15 protein-coding genes and 1 tRNA gene are annotated in these 17,481 nt (G+C 65.4%); 6 read left to right on the forward strand and 10 right to left on the reverse strand.

The window, feature by feature from the left end; genetic code table 11:
- Positions 1-188 precede the first annotated feature (188 nt).
- Complete coding sequence (locus SGR02S_RS03465; RefSeq protein ID WP_067105711.1) at positions 189-1,352, forward strand: glycosyltransferase; 1,164 nt, start codon at positions 189-191, stop codon at positions 1,350-1,352.
- Positions 1,353-1,366: 14 nt separating this feature from the next.
- On the opposite strand, the gene secF is transcribed toward SGR02S_RS03465, so the two are convergent.
- Genes secF through yajC form a run of 3 tightly spaced genes read right to left on the reverse strand, consistent with a single transcriptional unit; the run spans position 1,367 to position 4,352 of the window.
- Positions 1,367-2,347, reverse strand: coding sequence for a protein translocase subunit SecF (secF, locus tag SGR02S_RS03470; protein WP_067105713.1), 981 nt, complete (start codon positions 2,345-2,347; stop codon positions 1,367-1,369).
- 12 nt (positions 2,348-2,359) lie between these two features.
- A complete protein-coding gene (gene secD / locus SGR02S_RS03475; protein ID WP_067105715.1) occupies positions 2,360-3,973 on the reverse strand; it encodes a protein translocase subunit SecD in 1,614 nt (537 codons plus the stop codon).
- A 49-nt stretch (positions 3,974-4,022) separates the two neighbouring features.
- The gene (gene yajC, locus SGR02S_RS03480; protein ID WP_067105717.1) at positions 4,023-4,352 is read right to left on the reverse strand and encodes a preprotein translocase subunit YajC; all 330 of its coding nucleotides are present in this window, start codon (positions 4,350-4,352) and stop codon (positions 4,023-4,025) included.
- A gap of 266 nt (positions 4,353-4,618) precedes the next feature.
- Between yajC and SGR02S_RS03485 the strand changes: the two genes are divergently transcribed.
- Positions 4,619-4,695: transfer RNA gene (locus tag SGR02S_RS03485), tRNA-Pro, on the forward strand.
- A gap of 208 nt (positions 4,696-4,903) precedes the next feature.
- Here SGR02S_RS03485 and SGR02S_RS03490 read toward each other — a convergent pair.
- On the reverse strand, positions 4,904-6,106 hold the full coding sequence (locus tag SGR02S_RS03490; RefSeq protein ID WP_067105719.1) for an acetyl-CoA C-acyltransferase: 1,203 nt from the start codon (positions 6,104-6,106) through the stop codon (positions 4,904-4,906).
- A 141-nt stretch (positions 6,107-6,247) separates the two neighbouring features.
- Between SGR02S_RS03490 and SGR02S_RS03495 the strand changes: the two genes are divergently transcribed.
- Positions 6,248-7,111, forward strand: coding sequence for an alpha/beta hydrolase (locus SGR02S_RS03495; RefSeq protein ID WP_067105721.1), 864 nt, complete (start codon positions 6,248-6,250; stop codon positions 7,109-7,111).
- 17 nt (positions 7,112-7,128) lie between these two features.
- Complete coding sequence (locus SGR02S_RS03500; protein WP_067105822.1) at positions 7,129-8,400, forward strand: 3-hydroxyacyl-CoA dehydrogenase; 1,272 nt, start codon at positions 7,129-7,131, stop codon at positions 8,398-8,400.
- Here SGR02S_RS03500 and SGR02S_RS03505 read toward each other — a convergent pair.
- The 3 genes from SGR02S_RS03505 to SGR02S_RS03515 form a co-directional block, all read right to left on the reverse strand.
- The gene (locus SGR02S_RS03505) at positions 8,395-9,645 is read right to left on the reverse strand and encodes a TetR/AcrR family transcriptional regulator (protein ID WP_156482954.1); all 1,251 of its coding nucleotides are present in this window, start codon (positions 9,643-9,645) and stop codon (positions 8,395-8,397) included. The genes SGR02S_RS03500 and SGR02S_RS03505 overlap by 6 nt on opposite strands.
- A 157-nt stretch (positions 9,646-9,802) precedes the next feature.
- Entirely contained in the window at positions 9,803-10,981 is a 1,179-nt protein-coding gene (locus tag SGR02S_RS03510) for a TonB-dependent receptor domain-containing protein (protein WP_067105726.1), read from the reverse strand.
- A 72-nt stretch (positions 10,982-11,053) separates the two neighbouring features.
- A complete protein-coding gene (locus SGR02S_RS03515) occupies positions 11,054-12,232 on the reverse strand; it encodes a TonB-dependent receptor plug domain-containing protein (protein ID WP_067105728.1) in 1,179 nt (392 codons plus the stop codon).
- Positions 12,233-12,697: 465 nt separating this feature from the next.
- Here SGR02S_RS03515 and SGR02S_RS03520 point away from each other — a divergent pair, with 465 nt between their 5' ends.
- On the forward strand, positions 12,698-13,603 hold the full coding sequence (locus SGR02S_RS03520; protein ID WP_067105730.1) for an SDR family NAD(P)-dependent oxidoreductase: 906 nt from the start codon (positions 12,698-12,700) through the stop codon (positions 13,601-13,603).
- Positions 13,604-13,607: 4 nt separating this feature from the next.
- Positions 13,608-14,426, forward strand: a complete 819-nt coding sequence (locus SGR02S_RS03525) for a phytanoyl-CoA dioxygenase family protein (RefSeq protein WP_067105732.1) — start codon at positions 13,608-13,610, stop codon at positions 14,424-14,426.
- Between the two features lie 241 nt (positions 14,427-14,667).
- Here SGR02S_RS03525 and SGR02S_RS03530 read toward each other — a convergent pair whose 3' ends face one another.
- The 3 genes from SGR02S_RS03530 to SGR02S_RS03540 are packed head-to-tail and all read right to left on the reverse strand — an operon-like array spanning position 14,668 to position 17,456.
- Entirely contained in the window at positions 14,668-15,474 is an 807-nt protein-coding gene (locus SGR02S_RS03530) for an SDR family NAD(P)-dependent oxidoreductase (protein WP_067105734.1), read from the reverse strand.
- A 12-nt stretch (positions 15,475-15,486) separates the two neighbouring features.
- Complete coding sequence (locus tag SGR02S_RS03535) at positions 15,487-17,061, reverse strand: class I adenylate-forming enzyme family protein (RefSeq protein WP_067105736.1); 1,575 nt, start codon at positions 17,059-17,061, stop codon at positions 15,487-15,489.
- Positions 17,058-17,456 (reverse strand): c-type cytochrome, encoded by a 399-nt coding sequence (locus SGR02S_RS03540; protein WP_169799627.1) that lies wholly within the window; start codon positions 17,454-17,456, stop codon positions 17,058-17,060. The genes SGR02S_RS03535 and SGR02S_RS03540 overlap by 4 nt, the downstream gene beginning before the upstream one ends.
- Positions 17,457-17,481: the final 25 nt, after the last annotated feature.

Below are 17,481 nucleotides of genomic sequence, written 5' to 3' on the forward strand. Positions count from 1 at the left end.
GGGGTCCAGATGGCACAGCGCTGCCCCGTGTGGCCCCCGGCTTTCGCCGGGGCACAGGCCCTTACTTGCCTGAAGGCTATGTACGCCGACCCGATCCGGGGGAAGCGATCTAGGGCGGTTCGCGCAAGCTCTGGATTGCCGCGTCGCCTTCGGCTCCTCGCAATGACGCATTCCGTCTATCCGTCGCCGTGACGCTCCGCATCCTCTCGATCGCCACGCTGTTTCCCGACGCGGCGCGGCCGAACTTCGGGCTGTTCGTCGAAAGGAGCCTGCGCGCGCTGGCGCAGCAGCCGGGCATCGCCCTGACCGTCGTCGCGCCGGTCGGCCTGCCGCCCTTCCCGCTGTCGCTCCACCCGCGCTATCGCGCGCTGCGCAGCCTGCCGCGAACCGAGACGTGGAACGGTCTTGCCGTGCATCGTCCGCGCTTCCCGCTGATCCCGCGCCATGGCGCGCGCTTCAACCCCGCGCTGGTCGCGCGCGCGGTGCTGTCGGCGGTGCGCGGCGCGGCGTTCGACGTCGTCGACGCACAATTCTTCTATCCCGACGGCCCCGCCGCGATGCGGGTCGCGGCGGCGCTCGACCTGCCCTTCTCGGTCAAGGCGCGCGGCGCCGACATCAGCCATTTCGGCCATGCCGCGGCGACGAAGGCCCAGTTGCTCGCCGCCGCCGACGGGGCCGCCGGGCTGCTCGCCGTCTCCGAATCGATGCGCCGCGACATGGCGGCGATCGGGATCGATCCCGGCAAGGTCGCGATCCATTACACCGGCATCGACGGCGAGCGCTTCCGCCCCGGCGACCGCGCCGCCGCGCGCGCGGCGCTCGGCATCGGGACCGATCCCGTCATCGCCACCGTCGGCGCGCTGATCCCACGCAAGGGCCAGGCACTGGTGATCGAGGCGCTGCCCATGCTGCCCGGCGTGCACTATTGGCTTGCCGGCGCGGGGGAAGAGGAAGGCCGCTATCGCGCGCTCGCCGAGCGGCTCGGCGTCGCCGGGCGGGTCCACATGATGGGTCCGGTCGCCAACGCCGACCTGCCGACGCTCTACCGCGCCGCCGATACGGTGGTGATGCCGTCGGTCAGCGAAGGGCTGGCCAATGCCTGGGTCGAGGCGCTCGCCTGCGGCACGCCGATCGTGATCAGCGACGCGGGCGGCGCGGCCGAGCTCGTCACCTCACCGATGGCCGGGCGCATCGTGGAGCGCACGCCCGACGCCATCGCCGCGGCGGTGCGCGCGATCCTCGCGGCGCCGCCCGGGAAAGCGGAAGTCGCGGCCAGCCTAGCCGGCCGCTTCGACTGGGACCGCAACGGCCGCGAACTCGCCGACCATCTGCGCCGCTGCGCGGGGCGATAGGCCCCGCCGGGGCGTCAGACCACCGCGCCGTCGTCCGAGCGCGCGACACGCTCGGCGCCGCTGGTCGCGGCCGAGGTGCGCGGCACGAAGCTGTGCGGGCCGACCTTCAGCCAGACCAGCACCGGCGTCGACATCAGCACCGACGAATAGGTGCCGACGAACACGCCGAGCAGCATCGCGGCGGTGAAGCCGAAGATCACGTCCGGCCCGAAGATAAGCAGCACGCCCAGCGCCAGGAACATCGCGACGCTGGTCATCACCGTGCGCGACAAGGTCTCGTTGATGCTGAGGTTGAGCAGCGGAATGATCTCCATCTTGCGGTATTTCTTCAGATTCTCGCGAATCCGGTCATAGACGACGATCGTGTCGTTGAGCGAATAGCCGACGATCGTCAGCAGCGCCGCGACGCTGTTGAGATCGAACTGCAACTGCGTCACCGCAAAGAAGCCGAATGTCAGCGACACCTCGTGGAACAGGCGGCCGAGCGCCCCGACGCCGAACTGCCATTCGAAGCGGATCCAGATGTAGATGGAGATGCCCAGCACCGCGAGCGCGAGACTGATCGCGCCGGTTCGCAGCAATTCGTCCGATACCTTGCCCGAAACGGTTTCGACCGCGCCCGTTTTCGCGTTGGGGAAAGCCTTGTGAATCCCGGCGACCAATTGCTCGCCGGCACGATCGGCGCTTTCCTTGTCGCCTTCGGGCAATCCCGTGCGGATCGACACCGCGCTGTCCGAACCGAACTGCTGGATCGTCGGTTCGCCGAGTCCGATCTTGTCCACCTCGCTCCGGATCTCCTCGATCGGCGGCATCGTGCCCACGAAATCGACGCGGACCGACTGCCCGCCGACGAAATCGACGCCCAGGTTCAACCCGCGCACCGCGACGAGCGCGATCGAGAGGACGACGAGCAGGAAGCTCATGGTCGAGGCGACCTTCCGCCAGCGCAGAAAGTCGATGTTCGTATCGTCGGGGACGAGTTTCAGCAGGCGCATCGTTCAGCTCCCTCAGATATGGATCGCCGTCGGGCGCTTGGCGCGAAGCCAGTGCGCGACGAACATGCGCGTGACGGTGACGGCGGTGAAGACGCTGGTCACGATACCGATGGTCAGCACCACCGCGAACCCCTTGATCGGGCCCGACCCGAACCAGAACATCAGCGCCGCCGCGATGACGTTGGTGACGTTGGCGTCGAAGATCGCGCGGCTCGCCTCGGTATAGCCCAGCTCCACCGCCTGGAACGGCCGGCGTCCGCGTTTCAGCTCCTCGCGAAGCCGCTCGTTGATCAGCACGTTCGCATCGACCGCGGCACCGATGGTCAGCACGAAGCCCGCGATGCCTGGCAGGGTCAGCGTCGCGTTGAACGCCGCCATGGTCGCGATAATCAGGAAGACGTTGAAGATCAGCGCGATGTTCGCATAGACGCCGAAGCGGCCATAGACGACGAGCATCAGCACCAGCACCGCGACGGTCGCGATGATCCCGGCGATCACGCCCTTCTCGATCGAATCGGCGCCGAGTTCGGGGGTCACCGTCCGTTCCTCGACCACCGTCATCTTCACCGGCAGCGCGCCCGAGCGCAGCGAGATGGCGAGCGCGTTGGCGCTGGCGACCGAGAAGCTGCCCGAAATCTGTGCGCTGCCGCCCAGGATCGGTTCGTTGATCGACGGCGCTGATAGCACCTGGCCGTCGAGCACCATCGCGAAGCGCTTGCCGACATTCTGCGCGGTGACGCGCGCGAAAGTGCTCGAGCCCGCGGCGTCGAACCGGATCGTCACCACCGGCTGGTTCGACTGCGGATCATAGCTTTGCCGCGCGTCGATGAGCTGCTCGCCGCTGATCATCACCTGCCGGCTCAGCACCTCGAACGGCGCCCCGCCGCCTTCGCCCTTGGCATAGGGCACGATCTCGCTGCCGACCGGCACGCGGCCCTGCATCGCCTCGTTCGGGTCGGCGTTGGCGTCGACCATGCGGAATTCGAGCCGCGCGGTCTTGCCGATCAGGTCCTTCAGCGCCTTCGGGTCCTGAAGCCCCGGCACCTGGACGACGATCCGGTCGCTGCCCTGGCGGATGATCGTCGGTTCGCGCGTGCCGAGCGCGTTGACGCGGCGGTCGATGATGTCGCGCGCGGTATCCATCGCACGGCTGACCGCCTGCGCCTGCCCGGCGCGGGTCGGGGTCAGCACGATGCGCGTCGTGTCGACGACGTCGATGTTCCAGTCGCGCTGGCCGGTCAGCCCGGCGCCCTGCGTCTCGGCAAACAGCCGCTCGCGCGCGGCATCGAGCTTCGTCTGGTCGCGGACGAGGAAACTGATCTTGCCGCCCGCATTCGACAGTTCGCCGATCGCGATGTCGTCGTCGGCCCCGCGTTCGCCGCGCATCGCGGTACGCACCGTCTTTTCCATGTTGGCCAGCTGCGTCTTCTGCAGGTCGGCAACGTCGGCCTCGAGCAGAAGGTGGCTGCCGCCCGCAAGGTCGAGGCCCAGGTTGACCTTGATCTGGGCAAAGCCGGGAAGGCTTTCGAACGCCTTCGTCGGCAGGAAGCTGGGAATGGAAAAGAGGATGCCGGCCAGCAGGATGAGGCTGATGCCGAGGGTCTTCCAGCGCGGGAAATCGAGCATGACTGGGATTCCGTTGGTCTGGGCGGAAGCGGCGGTCGCCGCCGCCGCATCAGTCGTTGGCGGGCTTGCCGCCGGGCTGGAGAACGTCCGACAGGGTCGATTTGACGACCTTGATCTTCACGCCCTGCGCGATTTCGACATCGGCGAAATCATCGTCGACGCGCGTCACCTTGCCGACGATGCCGCCGCCGGTAACGACCTGGTCGCGCGGCTTCACCGCCGCGATCTTGGCGCGATGTTCCTTCATCCGCACCTGCTGCGGGCGGATCAGGAAGAACCAGAACACAACGAAGATCAGGACATAGGGCGCCAGCATCAGCAGGCTGGCGGCCCCGCCCCCCGATCCGGCCGCCTGGGTCAGAAGCAATGTCGTCGACATGGATGAAAACTTTCCGTTCGAAAGCGCCGCCGCCCGCAGGAAGGGCCGGCGCATAGAAATATGGCGCGGCGCCTATCACGCAGGGGCGGCGCGCGCAACCGGCGGCTTGAGCCCTCCCCGCGACAGGCCGCGGCAAGATGGGGACCGGACAGCGCCGATCAAGAGCCGCTATCCGTCCGTCGCATATCGCCTCCGGCTCTCCTCAGGAGAGCCTTGCATCGCCGGCCAAGCCGCGCTAGGGGCCTCGCCTGCCCAATCGGGCCGGTCGGGACGTAGCGCAGCCTGGTAGCGCATCACACTGGGGGTGTGGGGGTCGGAGGTTCGAATCCTCTCGTCCCGACCAATTTTCCTCGATTATATTCAATCGCCTATGGAGGCGCTCTTGGCGGCAGAACTTCGATTCGCGCCTGTTTGCCGCCCTCCGGCGGTGCGCTGGCGGCGCCGTCGATCGGAACCTTCGGAGAATATGAGCGGCGATATTTCGCGATAAGGCGGATGATTCCAAGGGCGCGAGCGGGAGAAGCGGCGGAGCGCTCCTCCCCGCACCGCGGTCAGAAAATCTCGAACAGGCCGGCGCCGCCCATGCCGCCGCCCATGCACATGGTGACGACACCATATTTGATGCCGCGCCGCTTGCCTTCGTGCATCACATGCCCCGTCATCCGCGCGCCCGACATGCCATAGGGATGGCCGATCGAGATCGCACCGCCCGACACATTGAGCCTGTCGTTCGGAATTCCGAGATGATCGCGGCAATAGAGCACCTGGCTCGCAAAGGCTTCGTTCAGTTCCCACATGCCGATGTCGTCGATCGACAGGCCGTGCTTTTCCAGCAGTTTCGGAATCGCGAAGACGGGGCCGATGCCCATCTCCTCCGGCCCGCAGCCGGCGACCGCCAGCCCGCGATAGGCGCCCAGCTGCGTCAGTCCGCGCCGCTGCGCCTCTCCCGCTTCCATCACCACCACGGCGGCGGCGCCGTCGGAAAGCTGCGAGGCGTTGCCCGCGGTGATGAAACGGCCTTCCTCGATCCGCTGACCATTCTTGTGAACGGGTTGCAGCCGCGCCAGATCCTCGATCCGCGTCTCCGGCCGGTTGCCTTCATCACGATGCAGCGTCACCTCTTTGCGCGAGGTTTCGCCGGTCGCCTTGTCGGTGACCGTCATGGTCGTGGCGACCGGTATGATCTCCGCATCGAAACGGCCGGCACGCTGTGCCTCCGCGGTTCGCTGCTGCGATTGAAGCGCATATTCGTCTTGCGCCTCGCGGCTGATGTTATAGCGATCGGCGACGATCTCCGCCGTTTCGAGCATCGCCATATAGAGTTGCGGCACCTCGGCAATCAGCTTGGGGTCGCCGGCACGATAACCGTTCATGTGGCTGGTCTGGACGAGACTGATCGATTCGACGCCGCCGGCGACGGCGATCGCCTGCTCGCCGGTCTGGATGCGATTAGCCGCGGCGGCGATCGCCATCAGGCCCGAGCCGCATTGCCGATCCAGGGTCGTGCCCGGCACCGACTGCGGCAACCCCGCCCAGAGCGCGCCCTGCCGCGCCACGTTGAAACCGGTGGACCCTTGCTGAAGCGCGCAGCCCATCACGACATCCTCGACCTCGCCCGGATCGATCCCCGCGCGCGCGACCGCTGCGCCGATCGCGTGGCCGGCCAGCGCCTGGCCCTGGGTGTCGTTGAACGATCCACGATAGGCCCTGCCGATCGGGGTGCGCGCGGTTGCGACGATGACAGCTTCCCTCATGAAAACTCCTGCGAATGGTAAATTAAGAATATAAGTATGGTTGCAATGCACGACACATAATGTCAATAGCACCGACATTGAGAGTTATAGAAGGCTTTGGCGCCCGCGCGCGACACATGCCGGAAACGAGGGGGAGGCAAGATGGTGGCTTGCACGCGAAGGCCGGTCGAACTGTTCAGCGAGGGCACTCGCCTCGCCGCCGAAATCTTCATGCCCGAACGACCGTCTCCGAATGACTTCCCGGCCATTCTCCTCTGCCACGGATGGGGCGGGCTGAAGGATCATCTCGCGCGCTACGCCGGGAAATTCGCCGAGGCCGGCTATGCCGCCATGACCTTCGATTACCGCGGCTGGGGCGAATCCGACGGCCGGGTGATCGCGGCCCGCGATGTGCCGCCGCTGCACGAGGCGGGCGAGCGCATGCTGAACGTGCGCGTGTTGCGCGAAATCGTCGACCCCGTCGACCAGACGACCGATATTCGCAACTGCCTTGCCTATCTGGCGAGCGAACCGGGCGTCGATGCGGGCCGGATCGGTATCTGGGGCACCAGCTATGGTGGCGGCCATGCGGTCTTCACCGCGGGCCACGATGATCGCATCAAGGTCGCGGTGGCCCAGATCGGCGGTTTCGGCTTTCCGCCCGAGCATCGCGAATGGGCGCGCGGCCGCGCCGCCGACAAGGCGCGCGGGCTGATCGACACGATTGTTCCGCAGAACGGGGTCGATGGCGTCGAGGGCCTGAAGGGCACGCCCGACGTCGCTCGCATGGCCGAGCATTCACAGTTGCAGGCCGCGGCGAGAGTGAGCGTCCCGACGCTGATCATCGACGCCGAATATGAGGAACTCAACAACCGGCTCGAGCACGGCTTCGCCGCCTATATGATGATCCGGCAGAATGCGCCGGCCGAATATCACACCTACCCGTGCAAACATTATGACGTTTACGACCAATATTTCGACCCATCGACCGATCTGGCCCTGGGCTGGTTCGACAAATATCTTTGATTCCCGAGGATGATATCATGAGCACCAACGACGACATCGCGGCCTATATCGACGAAGCGCTGCGCAGCGCGCGGGTCGTCGACGACGTGCCCGCGGATACCCCCCTCCTGCCGATCGCCAAGGTGGGCATAGTCGGGGCCGGCACGATGGGCGGCGGCATTGCGATGAACTTCGCCAATGTCGGCATCCCCGTGCATATCGTCGAGGCGCGGCAGGATGTGCTCGACCGCGGCCTCGCGACCGTGCGCGGCCATTACGAGCGCAGCGCAAGCCGCGGACGCTTCCCGCTCGAAGAGGTCGACATGCGGATGGCACGGATCGAATCGTCGCTCGACATGGCCGATCTTGGCGACTGCGACCTGATCATCGAGGCCGTGTTCGAGGATATGGAACTCAAGAAGAGCATCTTCGCGCGGCTCGACTCGGTCGCCAGGCCGGGAGCCATCCTCGCATCGAACACATCGGGTCTCGACGTCGACGAGATCGCGGCGGCGACGAGCCGGCCCGAATCGGTGATCGGCCTCCATTTCTTCTCGCCCGCCAACGTGATGAAGCTGCTGGAGATCGTTCGCGGCAAGGCAACGTCCGACAGCGTCATCGCCACGTCGCTGGAGATGGCGCGGCTGATCCAGAAGATCGCGGTCGTGGTCGGCGTCTGTCCCGGCTTCGTCGGCAACCGCATGCTCTATCCCCGGCAGATCCAGTCGCAGGAACTGCTGCGCCGCGGCGCGATGCCGTGGGATGTCGATCGGGTGCTGAAGGATTTCGGTTTCAAGATGGGGCCGTTCGAGATGAGCGACCTCGCCGGGCTGGACATCGGGTGGAGCAAGGGCGCCAGGACCGACAGTCCGCTCCGCGATGCGCTGTGCGAACGCGACCGGCGCGGGCAGAAGACGGGCGCCGGCTATTATGATTATGACGAGAACCGCCGGGCGATTCCGTCGGACGAGGTCGCCGCGCTGATCCGCGAAACACTCGATGTCGAGGAGGATAGCGACATTCCTTCGGATCGGGATATCCTCGAAACCTGCCTGTTCCCGCTCGTCAACGAAGGCGCGAAAATCCTGGAGGAGCGGATGGCGCAACGGCCTTCCGACATCGATATAGTCTGGATGTTCGGCTACAACTGGCCCCAGCATACCGGCGGCCCGATGCGCTGGGCGGACGGCGTCGGGCTCGATCGCGTCAAGGCCAAGGCCGACGAGCTGGGCGCCGGCAATCCGTGGTACAAGCCCGCGCCGCTGCTGGCCGAGTTGGCGGCGAGCGGACGGCGTTTCGCCGACCTATAGGCGGTCGGCCTCTTCACCGGCTGAACTCCGGAAACCGTAGAGAAGCGGTCGGACGAACAGGTCGGCCGCATTCTCGCGCGTGGCCGCCGGCACCCAGCGTTGCAGTTCCTGGGCCGAGTTGATCGTCGCCGTCACCATTTCCGCCGCGATGCGCATGTCGCAGACGCGGACCGAGCGGTCGATCAGCCCGTCGTTGAGCATGTCGGCAAAGCGCAGCGTCGACAACGACAGGCGACGCGCCATCTCCTCGCGAAGGTCGAGACCGACCGCGGTCAGGGCCGATGTGCGCAACAGGATGCCGCTCGGGTCCATCTGCCGCGACACCAGCGAGACCGTAGCGGCCGCGACATGCGACAGCCCGTCCATTTCCCCGGCCATGGCGATGTCCTGCGCTTGGCGGATGATATCGAAGGTGCGTTCGAAACAGGCGACGACCAAACCGTCGCGCGTGTCGTTATAGTGGTAGAACGCCCCCTTGGTAACGTGCAGGCTTTCCGAAATGCGATCGACCGCCGCCCCTCGATACCCGATGTCGTTGATGAGTTCGGTCGCGGCGCGCAGGAAGGATTCCTGGGTCAGCCGTTCGGAATCCTCGAAAGGCGTGGGCATGTCGCGATGGCTCGCCAGCAGGTCGGCGGGTTTCTCGGCGATCCCGTTGAGCAGGATATTGCCGAGATGCCCCGCGACGCGCGAGAAGTCGGAGGGCATGTAGCCGCCGATCCAGACTACCGACCACAGCAGTTGCGAGATCAGGAAATGCGCATTGGCGGCCCGCTGGTCCGCGGTCCAGGGCGCGTCGCCGGGCCGGAACAGCCGGCAGGTCGTCCGAAAGAATTCGACATAGGCCTTGCCCACCGCCTGCCGCTGCGGGTCGGCGAGCGCGCGCAGGTCGCCGAAATGGACGGTCTCCGGCCGCCGGCCGCTGCGAATCTCGGCCTGGAGGCTGAAATAGCCTTCGACGAAGGCCGCAATGCGCTCCTCGAAGGAGTCGATAGGCAGGACATCTTCGACCAGTTGCTGGTGGACCGCGATCGAATGGAGGAACGCCGCGCCCGCCAGATCGTCCTTGCGCTTGAAATAATAGCGCAGGCTCTTGAGGTTCAGCCCGATCTCCGCCGCGACGACGGCCAGCGTGGCATCCTTCAGCCCCAGCCGGTTGATGACGGCCGCCGCGGCATTCAATATCTCCGCCTTGCGCCGGTCGAACTTCGAAAGCGTCCGCTCCCTGGGGGGCTCGAGATGCAAGATGCCGTGGTCGCTCAATCTGGTGCCTTCGATGAATTGCGGTGGCGGCCGCCCTCCGGGCTGCGCCGGTCGCACACTAGCCGCCGATCCGCAAACGACAAGACCCCGCAAGCAACGCGCTTGCGGGGTCGGATGTCCTCGCCTCGATCCCCGGCGGTCAGAAGCGATAGCGGCCCGTGACGGTCCAATAACGGTCGGGACCGTAATAGCCGCTGAGGCGCTGGACCGTGCCGCCGACGTTCTGAATGATCGAATTGTCCGAATAGATCTTGCGGAACAGGTTGCTGACCGTGCCCGTGATATCGAGACGCTCGTCCCTGGTACGATAGGTCAGCGTCAGCCCGACGACGGTGCGGCCGCCGACGCGGTTGCGGTTGAAGGCGTCGGTATAATAGCCGCTCTGATACGTGACCGAACCGCCCGGATAGAGATAGCCGGACGAACCGAGGTCGAAGCCATAATAGCCATAGAGCGACGCCTTGTTGCGCGGCGTGCGCGGCACTTCGTTGCCCGACAGGTCGCGGAAATAGAGCGGGTTGATCGTCTGGTTGTCCGGGTCGTCGCCCACCGTAGGCGGCTGCGTGATGTCGATGACGCCACAGCTGGTCGAACCGACGACGGGAGGACAGAAGCTCTTAAAGGTCGGATGAAGATAGGTATAGGTCGCGACGATGTTGGAATGGACGTTCGGCCGCCACGTCACCTGCATTTCGGCGCCGTAGATTTCCGCGAGCCTGGCGTTGGTGAAGGTGGAGAATACTGGCCCCAACGATGGCTCCGTGCGCGGCGGGACGGGCGGCAGGATGTTGGCCGAACTGATCGGAATCTGCATGTCGTGGAACTTCTGATAGAAGATCGACCCATCGAACCGCAGCCCGCCCGCCGTATAGTTTCCGCCGATTTCATAGACGTCGAGATGCTGGGAATCGGAGATGTTATAGGGCGGAAGCCCCTGCCCCAGCGTGAAGGCGGACGACTGATAGCCGCGCGAATAGCTGAGATAGAGCTGGTCGCCCGACGACGGCCGCCACGCCAGCGCCGCCCGGCCCGACAGGCCGCGATCGCGCCGGAACGGGTTCGCCGAATGCACGGCGGGGCTGACGTCGCTCGCATAGAAAGGCGGGTAGTAATAAATATAGCGGAAGTCGGTCAGCGCTTCCTTTTCGTCCCACGTATGCCGCAGGCCGCCGTCGAAGCGGATCGTGTCGGTGATGTCGTAGGTGACGTTGCCGAACAGGGCGGTCGAACGGATGTCGTATATGTTGCGCTGCTCGAATTCGGCCTTGAGCGGGTTGCCGCCGGGGATGATTCCGCCGCCGCCGCCCTCGACCAGCACGTCGTCGGCGCCGGGAATCGCTTCCCAATAATGCTCGTTGAAATGCTGGTTGAAATAATAGGCGCCGAGAATTCAGCTCAGCCGCGATCCCGGCTTGCTTTCCAGCCGCGCTTCCTGCGACCAGAAGTGGTTATCATTCTCGTAATTGCTCGTATATTGGGTCGGCACGATCGTGCCGGGGGCAAAGGGGTCGGTCGGCGCCGCCGCGTAGCTGGAGCGCGAGGTCAGGTCGCGATCCGCCGTTCCGGTCGAGACATAGGTCTGGTAGCCGCCGACATAATAGAGCGTCGCGAAGCCGAGATCGAGGTCGGCGTTGGTGATCGTCTGGAAATTGTCCCGCAACCGGTCATAGCCGACGGTATCGACGTTGATCTGATAGGGCTCGGTCGCCGTCGGACCCGTATATCCATATTGCGGATTGGGCGACAGGCCGCCGAACACGGGACCCGCGCTGTTATAGCTCGTCATCGTCGGATAACCCGGCTGATTGCTATAGCGGAAGGTCGTCGACCGGTTGCGGATATGAAACCCGCCGATCCGCCACTCGAGTTGCAGTTCGACATAGAGATTCTTGACCGCGAAGCCCGCGTCCTGCAGGCCCAGCGAACCCGGCGCCAGATTCTTCATGATGCTTGGCGTGATGTAGCGCTGCGCCCCCAGACGGAAACCGAGGTTGTCGGTGATCGGCCCCGAAATGTTCATGCCGTAATTATAGGCGCCTTCGCGACCGATGCCGACCTGCGCCTGACCGACGAATTCAGGCGTCGGCGCGCGCGACTGGACGTTGATCGCCCCGGCGAGCGCGTTGCGCCCATAGGTGGTTCCGGCCGGACCGCGCGTGAACTGGACATTGCCGCCGAACAGCGTGCTTTCCGCGATATTCGAAGGCACCAGGTTGATGAAGCCGTCGACATATTGGATGACGGTATTCTCTTGGCCGAGCAGAGTCTGCGCGGTCTGGCGGCCGACACCGCGCACGTTGATGCCGAAATCCTCGGTGAAATTGAATCCGGGCTGGATGTCCAGCAACTGGCGGGCGGTCCCGACACCGGCGAGGTTGCGCTGTTCGGCGGTGATGACCGCCTTCGACTGCGACGATTCGAGAAGTTTCTGGAAGCGGCTGCCCGACACGACGATCGCGCGTTCCTCGACCACATCCTTCCTCTGCGCGGTCTCGGCATCCTCCGCCCGATCGCCCGCCTCCGGCGCCTCCTGCGCCATTCCGGCGAGCGGCGACGCCGCCAGCATCATGGCAAAATATGCACCGCCTGCGCGCAAAAATCCTTTCGACCGCATAAATCCTCCCCTGTTGCCCATTCATCGGGTGCCGATGATGACACACCATATTTCTCAAAAATACTCTGAACCGATTCGATCTCTCCGTCAATATCTGGATTTTAGGGCGGAATAGAGGCAGACAATCTCCCGATTATGCCTTCGCCACAAGCACATACCTTTATTCTTATCCGGCGTTATGCCAGCCCCGCCGACTGTGGGCCGCCCATCAGGCCGACACCAACCCGGTGATTGTCCCGACCCAAGCCGGCCCGCCTCGCCCGCCGTCGCGGGAAAAACGCCGATAGAGATTTTAGGAATGCAATATATGCGGATATTATCTGCAATTAGTAACGGTATCGAATCATATTGAGAAAATAGGTTTGCAATATCCGGCATCGGGGATAGAGCATTGGCGTCGAGTTGCCGGGGAGAGGTCGAATGCGCGAATTTGAAGGCAGAACCGCCGTGATCACCGGCGGGGCCAGCGGGATCGGTCTCGCCTTCGCTCACCTGTTCGGCCGGAACGGCTGCCGGATCATGCTCGCCGACATAGAATCGACCGCGCTCGACAGCGCGGTCGAGGGTCTGCGCAAGGCCGGCATCGCCGCTTTCGGCGAGATCGCCGACGTCGCCGACCCCGCGTCGGTCGAACGGCTCGCCGCGCGCACCTTCGACCGGTTCGGCAAGGTGCATCTGCTCTTCAACAACGCCGGCGTTTCGATTACAGGCCCGACCTGGCGGATGAGTCCCGACGACTGGCGCTGGGTGTGGGACGTCAACGTCTGGGGCGTCGTCAATGGCATCCGGGCCTTCCTGCCCGCCATGATGGCCCATGGCGAGGAGGCGCATGTCATCAACACCGGCTCGCTCGCTTCCTTTTTCGGCAATGGCGATCATGCGCCCTATTGCTCGTCGAAGGCCGCGGTGCTCGGGATAAGCCAGTCGCTCTACAGCGAAATGAGGGCAATGAAGACGCGGGTCGGCGTCACGATCGTCTGTCCGGGCATGGTGGCGACGCGGATTCACCAGAGCTGGCGCAACCGCCCCGACGCGGATCGGCCCTGGAGCGATCGCGAATATGCCGACCTCGCGTTCCGGGAAGGCAGCGAGGCCTTCCAGGGCGCCGGCCTCTCGCCCGACGTGATCGCCGAGGCGACACTGGACGCGGTTCGCAACGATCGCTTCTATTCCTTCTCTGGCGACCGCTGGCCTTTCTTCATACGCGGCGCGCTGGAGCCGACGCTGCGCGGCGACAATCCCCCGGTCGCGACCTGGGGAGAAGACCGGCGGAGCGAGGAGGAGCGCGCGCCCGCCCCATGGGCGGCCGCGGCAAGCGGGGCATAGGGCGATGTTCCGCACCCCCGACGCGGCCGAGCTGGCCTGTCATGAGGAGCATCTCGCACGCGAAGGCTATGTCATCGTTCCCGAGCTTCTCGACGCCGCGGGATGCGGGACGGTGCTGGCGGCGATGCAGGCCCTCCACGCACCGGAGGCTTTTGGCGACAACGACTTCACGGGCTTTCGCACGAAGCGGGTGTTCAATCTGTTCGCCCGGACGCGCGCGCTCGATCCGCTGCTCCTTAACCCCGCCCTGCTCCGTCTCGTCCGCGCGATACTGGGGCCCGAAGCCCAGCTTTCGATCGCTTCGACGATGGAAATCCATCCCGACGAGACACCGCAGGCGCTGCACCGCGACGATGCCTATTTCCCCGTCAATCCGCATCCGCCGCTGGTCGTCAATACGATGTGGGCGCTCTCCGACTTCACCGAGGCGAACGGCGGAACGCGGATCGTCCCCGGATCGCACCGCAAGCCCGGCCCGGTCGACCCGGCCGCCGCGTCGATCGCGGTAGAGATGCCACGCGGATCGGTACTGCTGTGGGATGGCCAGCTGTGGCACGGCGGCGGCGCGAACCGCACAGGCGAACCGCGTTTCGGCGTCTCGCTGAATTTCTGCCGCGGCTGGATCCGGCAGCAGGAAAACCAGTATCTCAGCCTCGATCCGGCGCTCGTTCGCATGCTGCCCGACGAGGTGCAGAAACTGCTCGGCTACGACATATGCCAGTTCGTCGGCTGGGTGGACGGCCGCCATCCAATGCGCGCCATCGTTCCCGAGGTCCGTGCGCGCATCCACGCCGGCCTCCATCGCGAGACGTCGGCGCGCTAATATGGTGGAATCAAAGTTCTTGTCATCATTGTCACCCCGGGCTTGACCCGGGATGACGGAATCGATGTGGCGAACTTCAGTTCCAGGTGACTATACCCCAATGACATCAGACGGACTCGTACCCGCAAGCGGCGAAGCCGCGCGGCAATCCAGAGTAGGCTTAAAACGCCCTGGATTACTTCGCCGCCCCCAATGGCGATGCCATTCCGTCGCCACGGTCCGGGCGCCGCCGGCGCTTCCCTCACCCGCCGAATTGCGTCTTTCCGGCGGCTGTCATCCCGGCGTCGATCACCAGATCGTGGCAGTTGACGAAAGCCCCCTCGTCGCTGGCGAGATAGAGCGCGCCATAGGCGATGTCGCGCGGCAGGCCCGCGCGGCGCAGCGGCGTCGCATTCGCCAGGTTGCGCTGAAGCTTGGCCATCGTCGCCTCGACCCGCTCGCCCTCCATTCCCGCCGCCCTTTCCGATCCGCCGAAGAAGATCGGCGTCGCGATGCCGCCGGGCGCGATGCTGTTGACCCGCACGCCGAAGGGCGCCAGCTCGATGCCCGCGACCTTCGTCAGGTGCCGGACGGCCGCCTTCGCGGGGCCATAGAGATATTCGCCGTAATCGGTTCGGAGCGCCGCGACGCTGGCATTGTTGATGATCGCGCCCGATTTCTGCGCCTTCATCACCGGCGCGGCATGTTTGATGCCGAACAGGACGCTGCCCAGCAGCAGGTTCATCGCATGATGGAATTCGTCGCCCGTTACCGTTTCCATCGCGCCGGGGGTGGGACCGCCGGCATTGTTGAACAGGCAATCGAGGCGACCGTGGGCGGAAAGCGCGGAATCGATCGCCGCCTTGATGTCGGCCTCCCTGGTGACGTCGCCCTGGACGAAGCGGGCTGAGGGCCCGACCCGCGCCGCGATCTCCTGTCCCTTGTCGGCATTGCGGCCCGTGAATACGACCCTCGCGCCCTCCTGGACGAACAATTCGACCGTCGCCTCGCCGATCCCGCTGGTGCCGCCGGTGATCACCGCCACCTTGCCTTCAAGGCGCTGCCCCATGATTCGTCTCCCTCAATAAGTCGCGGATTCGTCCGCCAGGCGGTCCTGAAGCTCGCGCTTCAATATCTTGCCGATCGCGCTGCGCGGCAGTTCGTCGACGATGCGCACATCGGCCAGCCGCTGCATCTTGCCCAGCCGCGCATTGGCGAAATCGCGCAATTCGCCGCCGCCGACCGTCGCGCCCGCGGCCAGCGTGACGAAGCCGACGGGCGTCTCGCCCCACTGGCGCGATGCGGCGCCGATCACGGCCGCTTCGTCCACGGCGGGATGCTCGCGCAATATCTCTTCGAGATCGACCGGATAAATGTTGAACCCGCCCGACACGATCATGTCCTTCCGGCGCCCGATCAGCGTGAAGAAGCCTTCCGCGTCGACCATCGCCAGGTCGCCGGTGCGGATGAAGCGCTCGCCCTCGGGGCTGATCCATTCGGCCTCGGCGGTCTTCGCGGGTTGATTGTAATAGCCGGTCATCATCGCGCCCGATCGGCCCACGACCTCGCCGACCTCGCCTGCGCCGAGGAGCCGGCCCTGCCCGTCGATCAGGCGGATGTCGTGTCCGGGCATCGGCTGGCCGACGGTGGCCAGCTTGTCGGGATGCTCGTGCGCTACGAGCATGCAGGACCCGCCGCCCTCGGTCATGCCATAATATTCGATCAGCCCTCCCGGCCAGCGCTTCAGCACCTCGGCCTTCAATTCGGCGGAGAAAGGTGCCGATGTCGCGAATTTGAGCTGGAAGCTCGACAGGTCGAACTTGTCGAAATCGGGAACGTCGAGGATGCGGCGATATTGGACGGGGACGAGCATCGTATGGGTGACGCGATGGCGCTCGGCCAGTTCCAGATAGCGCCTGGCGTCGAATTTGGGCATCAGCACGACCGTGCCGCCGCCCGCCAGCGCCGGAATGAAATGGACGAGGGTCGTGTTCGAATAGAGCGGGGTCGAGACGAGCGCCACCGCGTCCGGCCCGAATCCCGGCGGGTCGGCCGGATTGTTGTGAGGCCAGCGCATGCGGTGCGACTGCACGATCCCCTTCGGCGTGCCCGTCGTCCCGGAGGAATAGATGATGTTGAAGGGCAGGTCGGGATCGATCTCGACCGATTGCAACGCCGATGCGTCTTCGGGTAGCCAGGCCGCGATCGCCTCGCCCTTCGCCCCCTCCTCCAAAGCGATGCGCCGGGCTCGCAGGCCGGGCTCCACGGGCGCCAGCGTCGCCGACACGGCGGCATCGGCGAACAGGTGGCTCGCGCCGCAATCGTCGAGCATCGCCGCAAGCTGGGCCGGCGTCGCCGAGGGGGCGAGCGGCGAAATCGCCGCGCCGGCGCGCAGGGTTCCGATGAACACCGCGGCATAATCGATGCTGCTGCTCGCGCAGATCGCCACCACCCCGCCGCGGCGCACGCCGTCGCGTTGCAGGCCGGCCGCCACGCAATCGGCAAGCCCGTCGAGTTCGGCATAGGTCGCCCGCGCATCGTCACAGACGATCGCGACATGCTCCGGGCGCTCCGCCGCCTGCAACGCCACGAAGTCCGCAAAAGTCCCGAAATCCCGCCCAATATATTCCGCCATCGCGGCGCTAGCCCCGCTCATTTGAGCTTTTCCAGATATTGGGCGATCGCCATGCGATCGGCGGCGGAGGCGACGGATGGATTGATCATCTTCGTCCCCGGCACCGTTTTCGCCGGATCGGCGATGTAGGCAATCATCTCTGCACGGGTCCAGACGCGGCCACTCTTCTGGAGCGCCGGCGAATAGGCATAGCCCGGACGCGTGCCCGCCTTCTTGCCCGCGACGCCGAACAGATTGGGCCCGACGCCGTGCGCCGCACCCGACGTCGTGGCATGGCATGCCACGCAACGGGCAAAGGCGGGCGGCGCGGCGGGCTTCGCCTTGGGTGCCGCCTGTCCCGGCACCGAAGCGATCCACAGCATGGCAGCGCCCCCTGCTGCCAACGAAAGCGTGCGGATAAGGAAAGTCGCCATCATATATCGTTCCATTATTCAGAAATGC

The sequence above is a fragment of the Sphingopyxis granuli NBRC 100800 genome (assembly GCF_001591045.1).
GTDB classification, from domain to species: Bacteria; Pseudomonadota; Alphaproteobacteria; order Sphingomonadales; family Sphingomonadaceae; genus Sphingopyxis; species Sphingopyxis granuli.

What these genes read in the sequence shown, in the direction of transcription:
- SGR02S_RS03525 (WP_067105732.1), top strand. Translation starts at nt 13,608, where the DNA reads ATGTTCCGCACCCCCGACGCGGCCGAGCTGGCCTGTCATGAGGAGCAT.
- SGR02S_RS03540 (WP_169799627.1), bottom strand. Translation starts at nt 17,456, where the DNA reads ATGATGGCGACTTTCCTTATCCGCACGCTTTCGTTGGCAGCAGGGGGC.
- SGR02S_RS03490 (WP_067105719.1), bottom strand. Translation starts at nt 6,106, where the DNA reads ATGAGGGAAGCTGTCATCGTCGCAACCGCGCGCACCCCGATCGGCAGG.
- SGR02S_RS03530 (WP_067105734.1), bottom strand. Translation starts at nt 15,474, where the DNA reads ATGGGGCAGCGCCTTGAAGGCAAGGTGGCGGTGATCACCGGCGGCACC.
- SGR02S_RS03495 (WP_067105721.1), top strand. Translation starts at nt 6,248, where the DNA reads ATGGTGGCTTGCACGCGAAGGCCGGTCGAACTGTTCAGCGAGGGCACT.
- yajC (WP_067105717.1), bottom strand. Translation starts at nt 4,352, where the DNA reads ATGTCGACGACATTGCTTCTGACCCAGGCGGCCGGATCGGGGGGCGGG.
- SGR02S_RS03515 (WP_067105728.1), bottom strand. Translation starts at nt 12,232, where the DNA reads ATGATGCTGGCGGCGTCGCCGCTCGCCGGAATGGCGCAGGAGGCGCCG.
- SGR02S_RS03500 (WP_067105822.1), top strand. Translation starts at nt 7,129, where the DNA reads ATGAGCACCAACGACGACATCGCGGCCTATATCGACGAAGCGCTGCGC.
- SGR02S_RS03535 (WP_067105736.1), bottom strand. Translation starts at nt 17,061, where the DNA reads ATGAGCGGGGCTAGCGCCGCGATGGCGGAATATATTGGGCGGGATTTC.
- secD (WP_067105715.1), bottom strand. Translation starts at nt 3,973, where the DNA reads ATGCTCGATTTCCCGCGCTGGAAGACCCTCGGCATCAGCCTCATCCTG.
- SGR02S_RS03520 (WP_067105730.1), top strand. Translation starts at nt 12,698, where the DNA reads ATGCGCGAATTTGAAGGCAGAACCGCCGTGATCACCGGCGGGGCCAGC.
- secF (WP_067105713.1), bottom strand. Translation starts at nt 2,347, where the DNA reads ATGCGCCTGCTGAAACTCGTCCCCGACGATACGAACATCGACTTTCTG.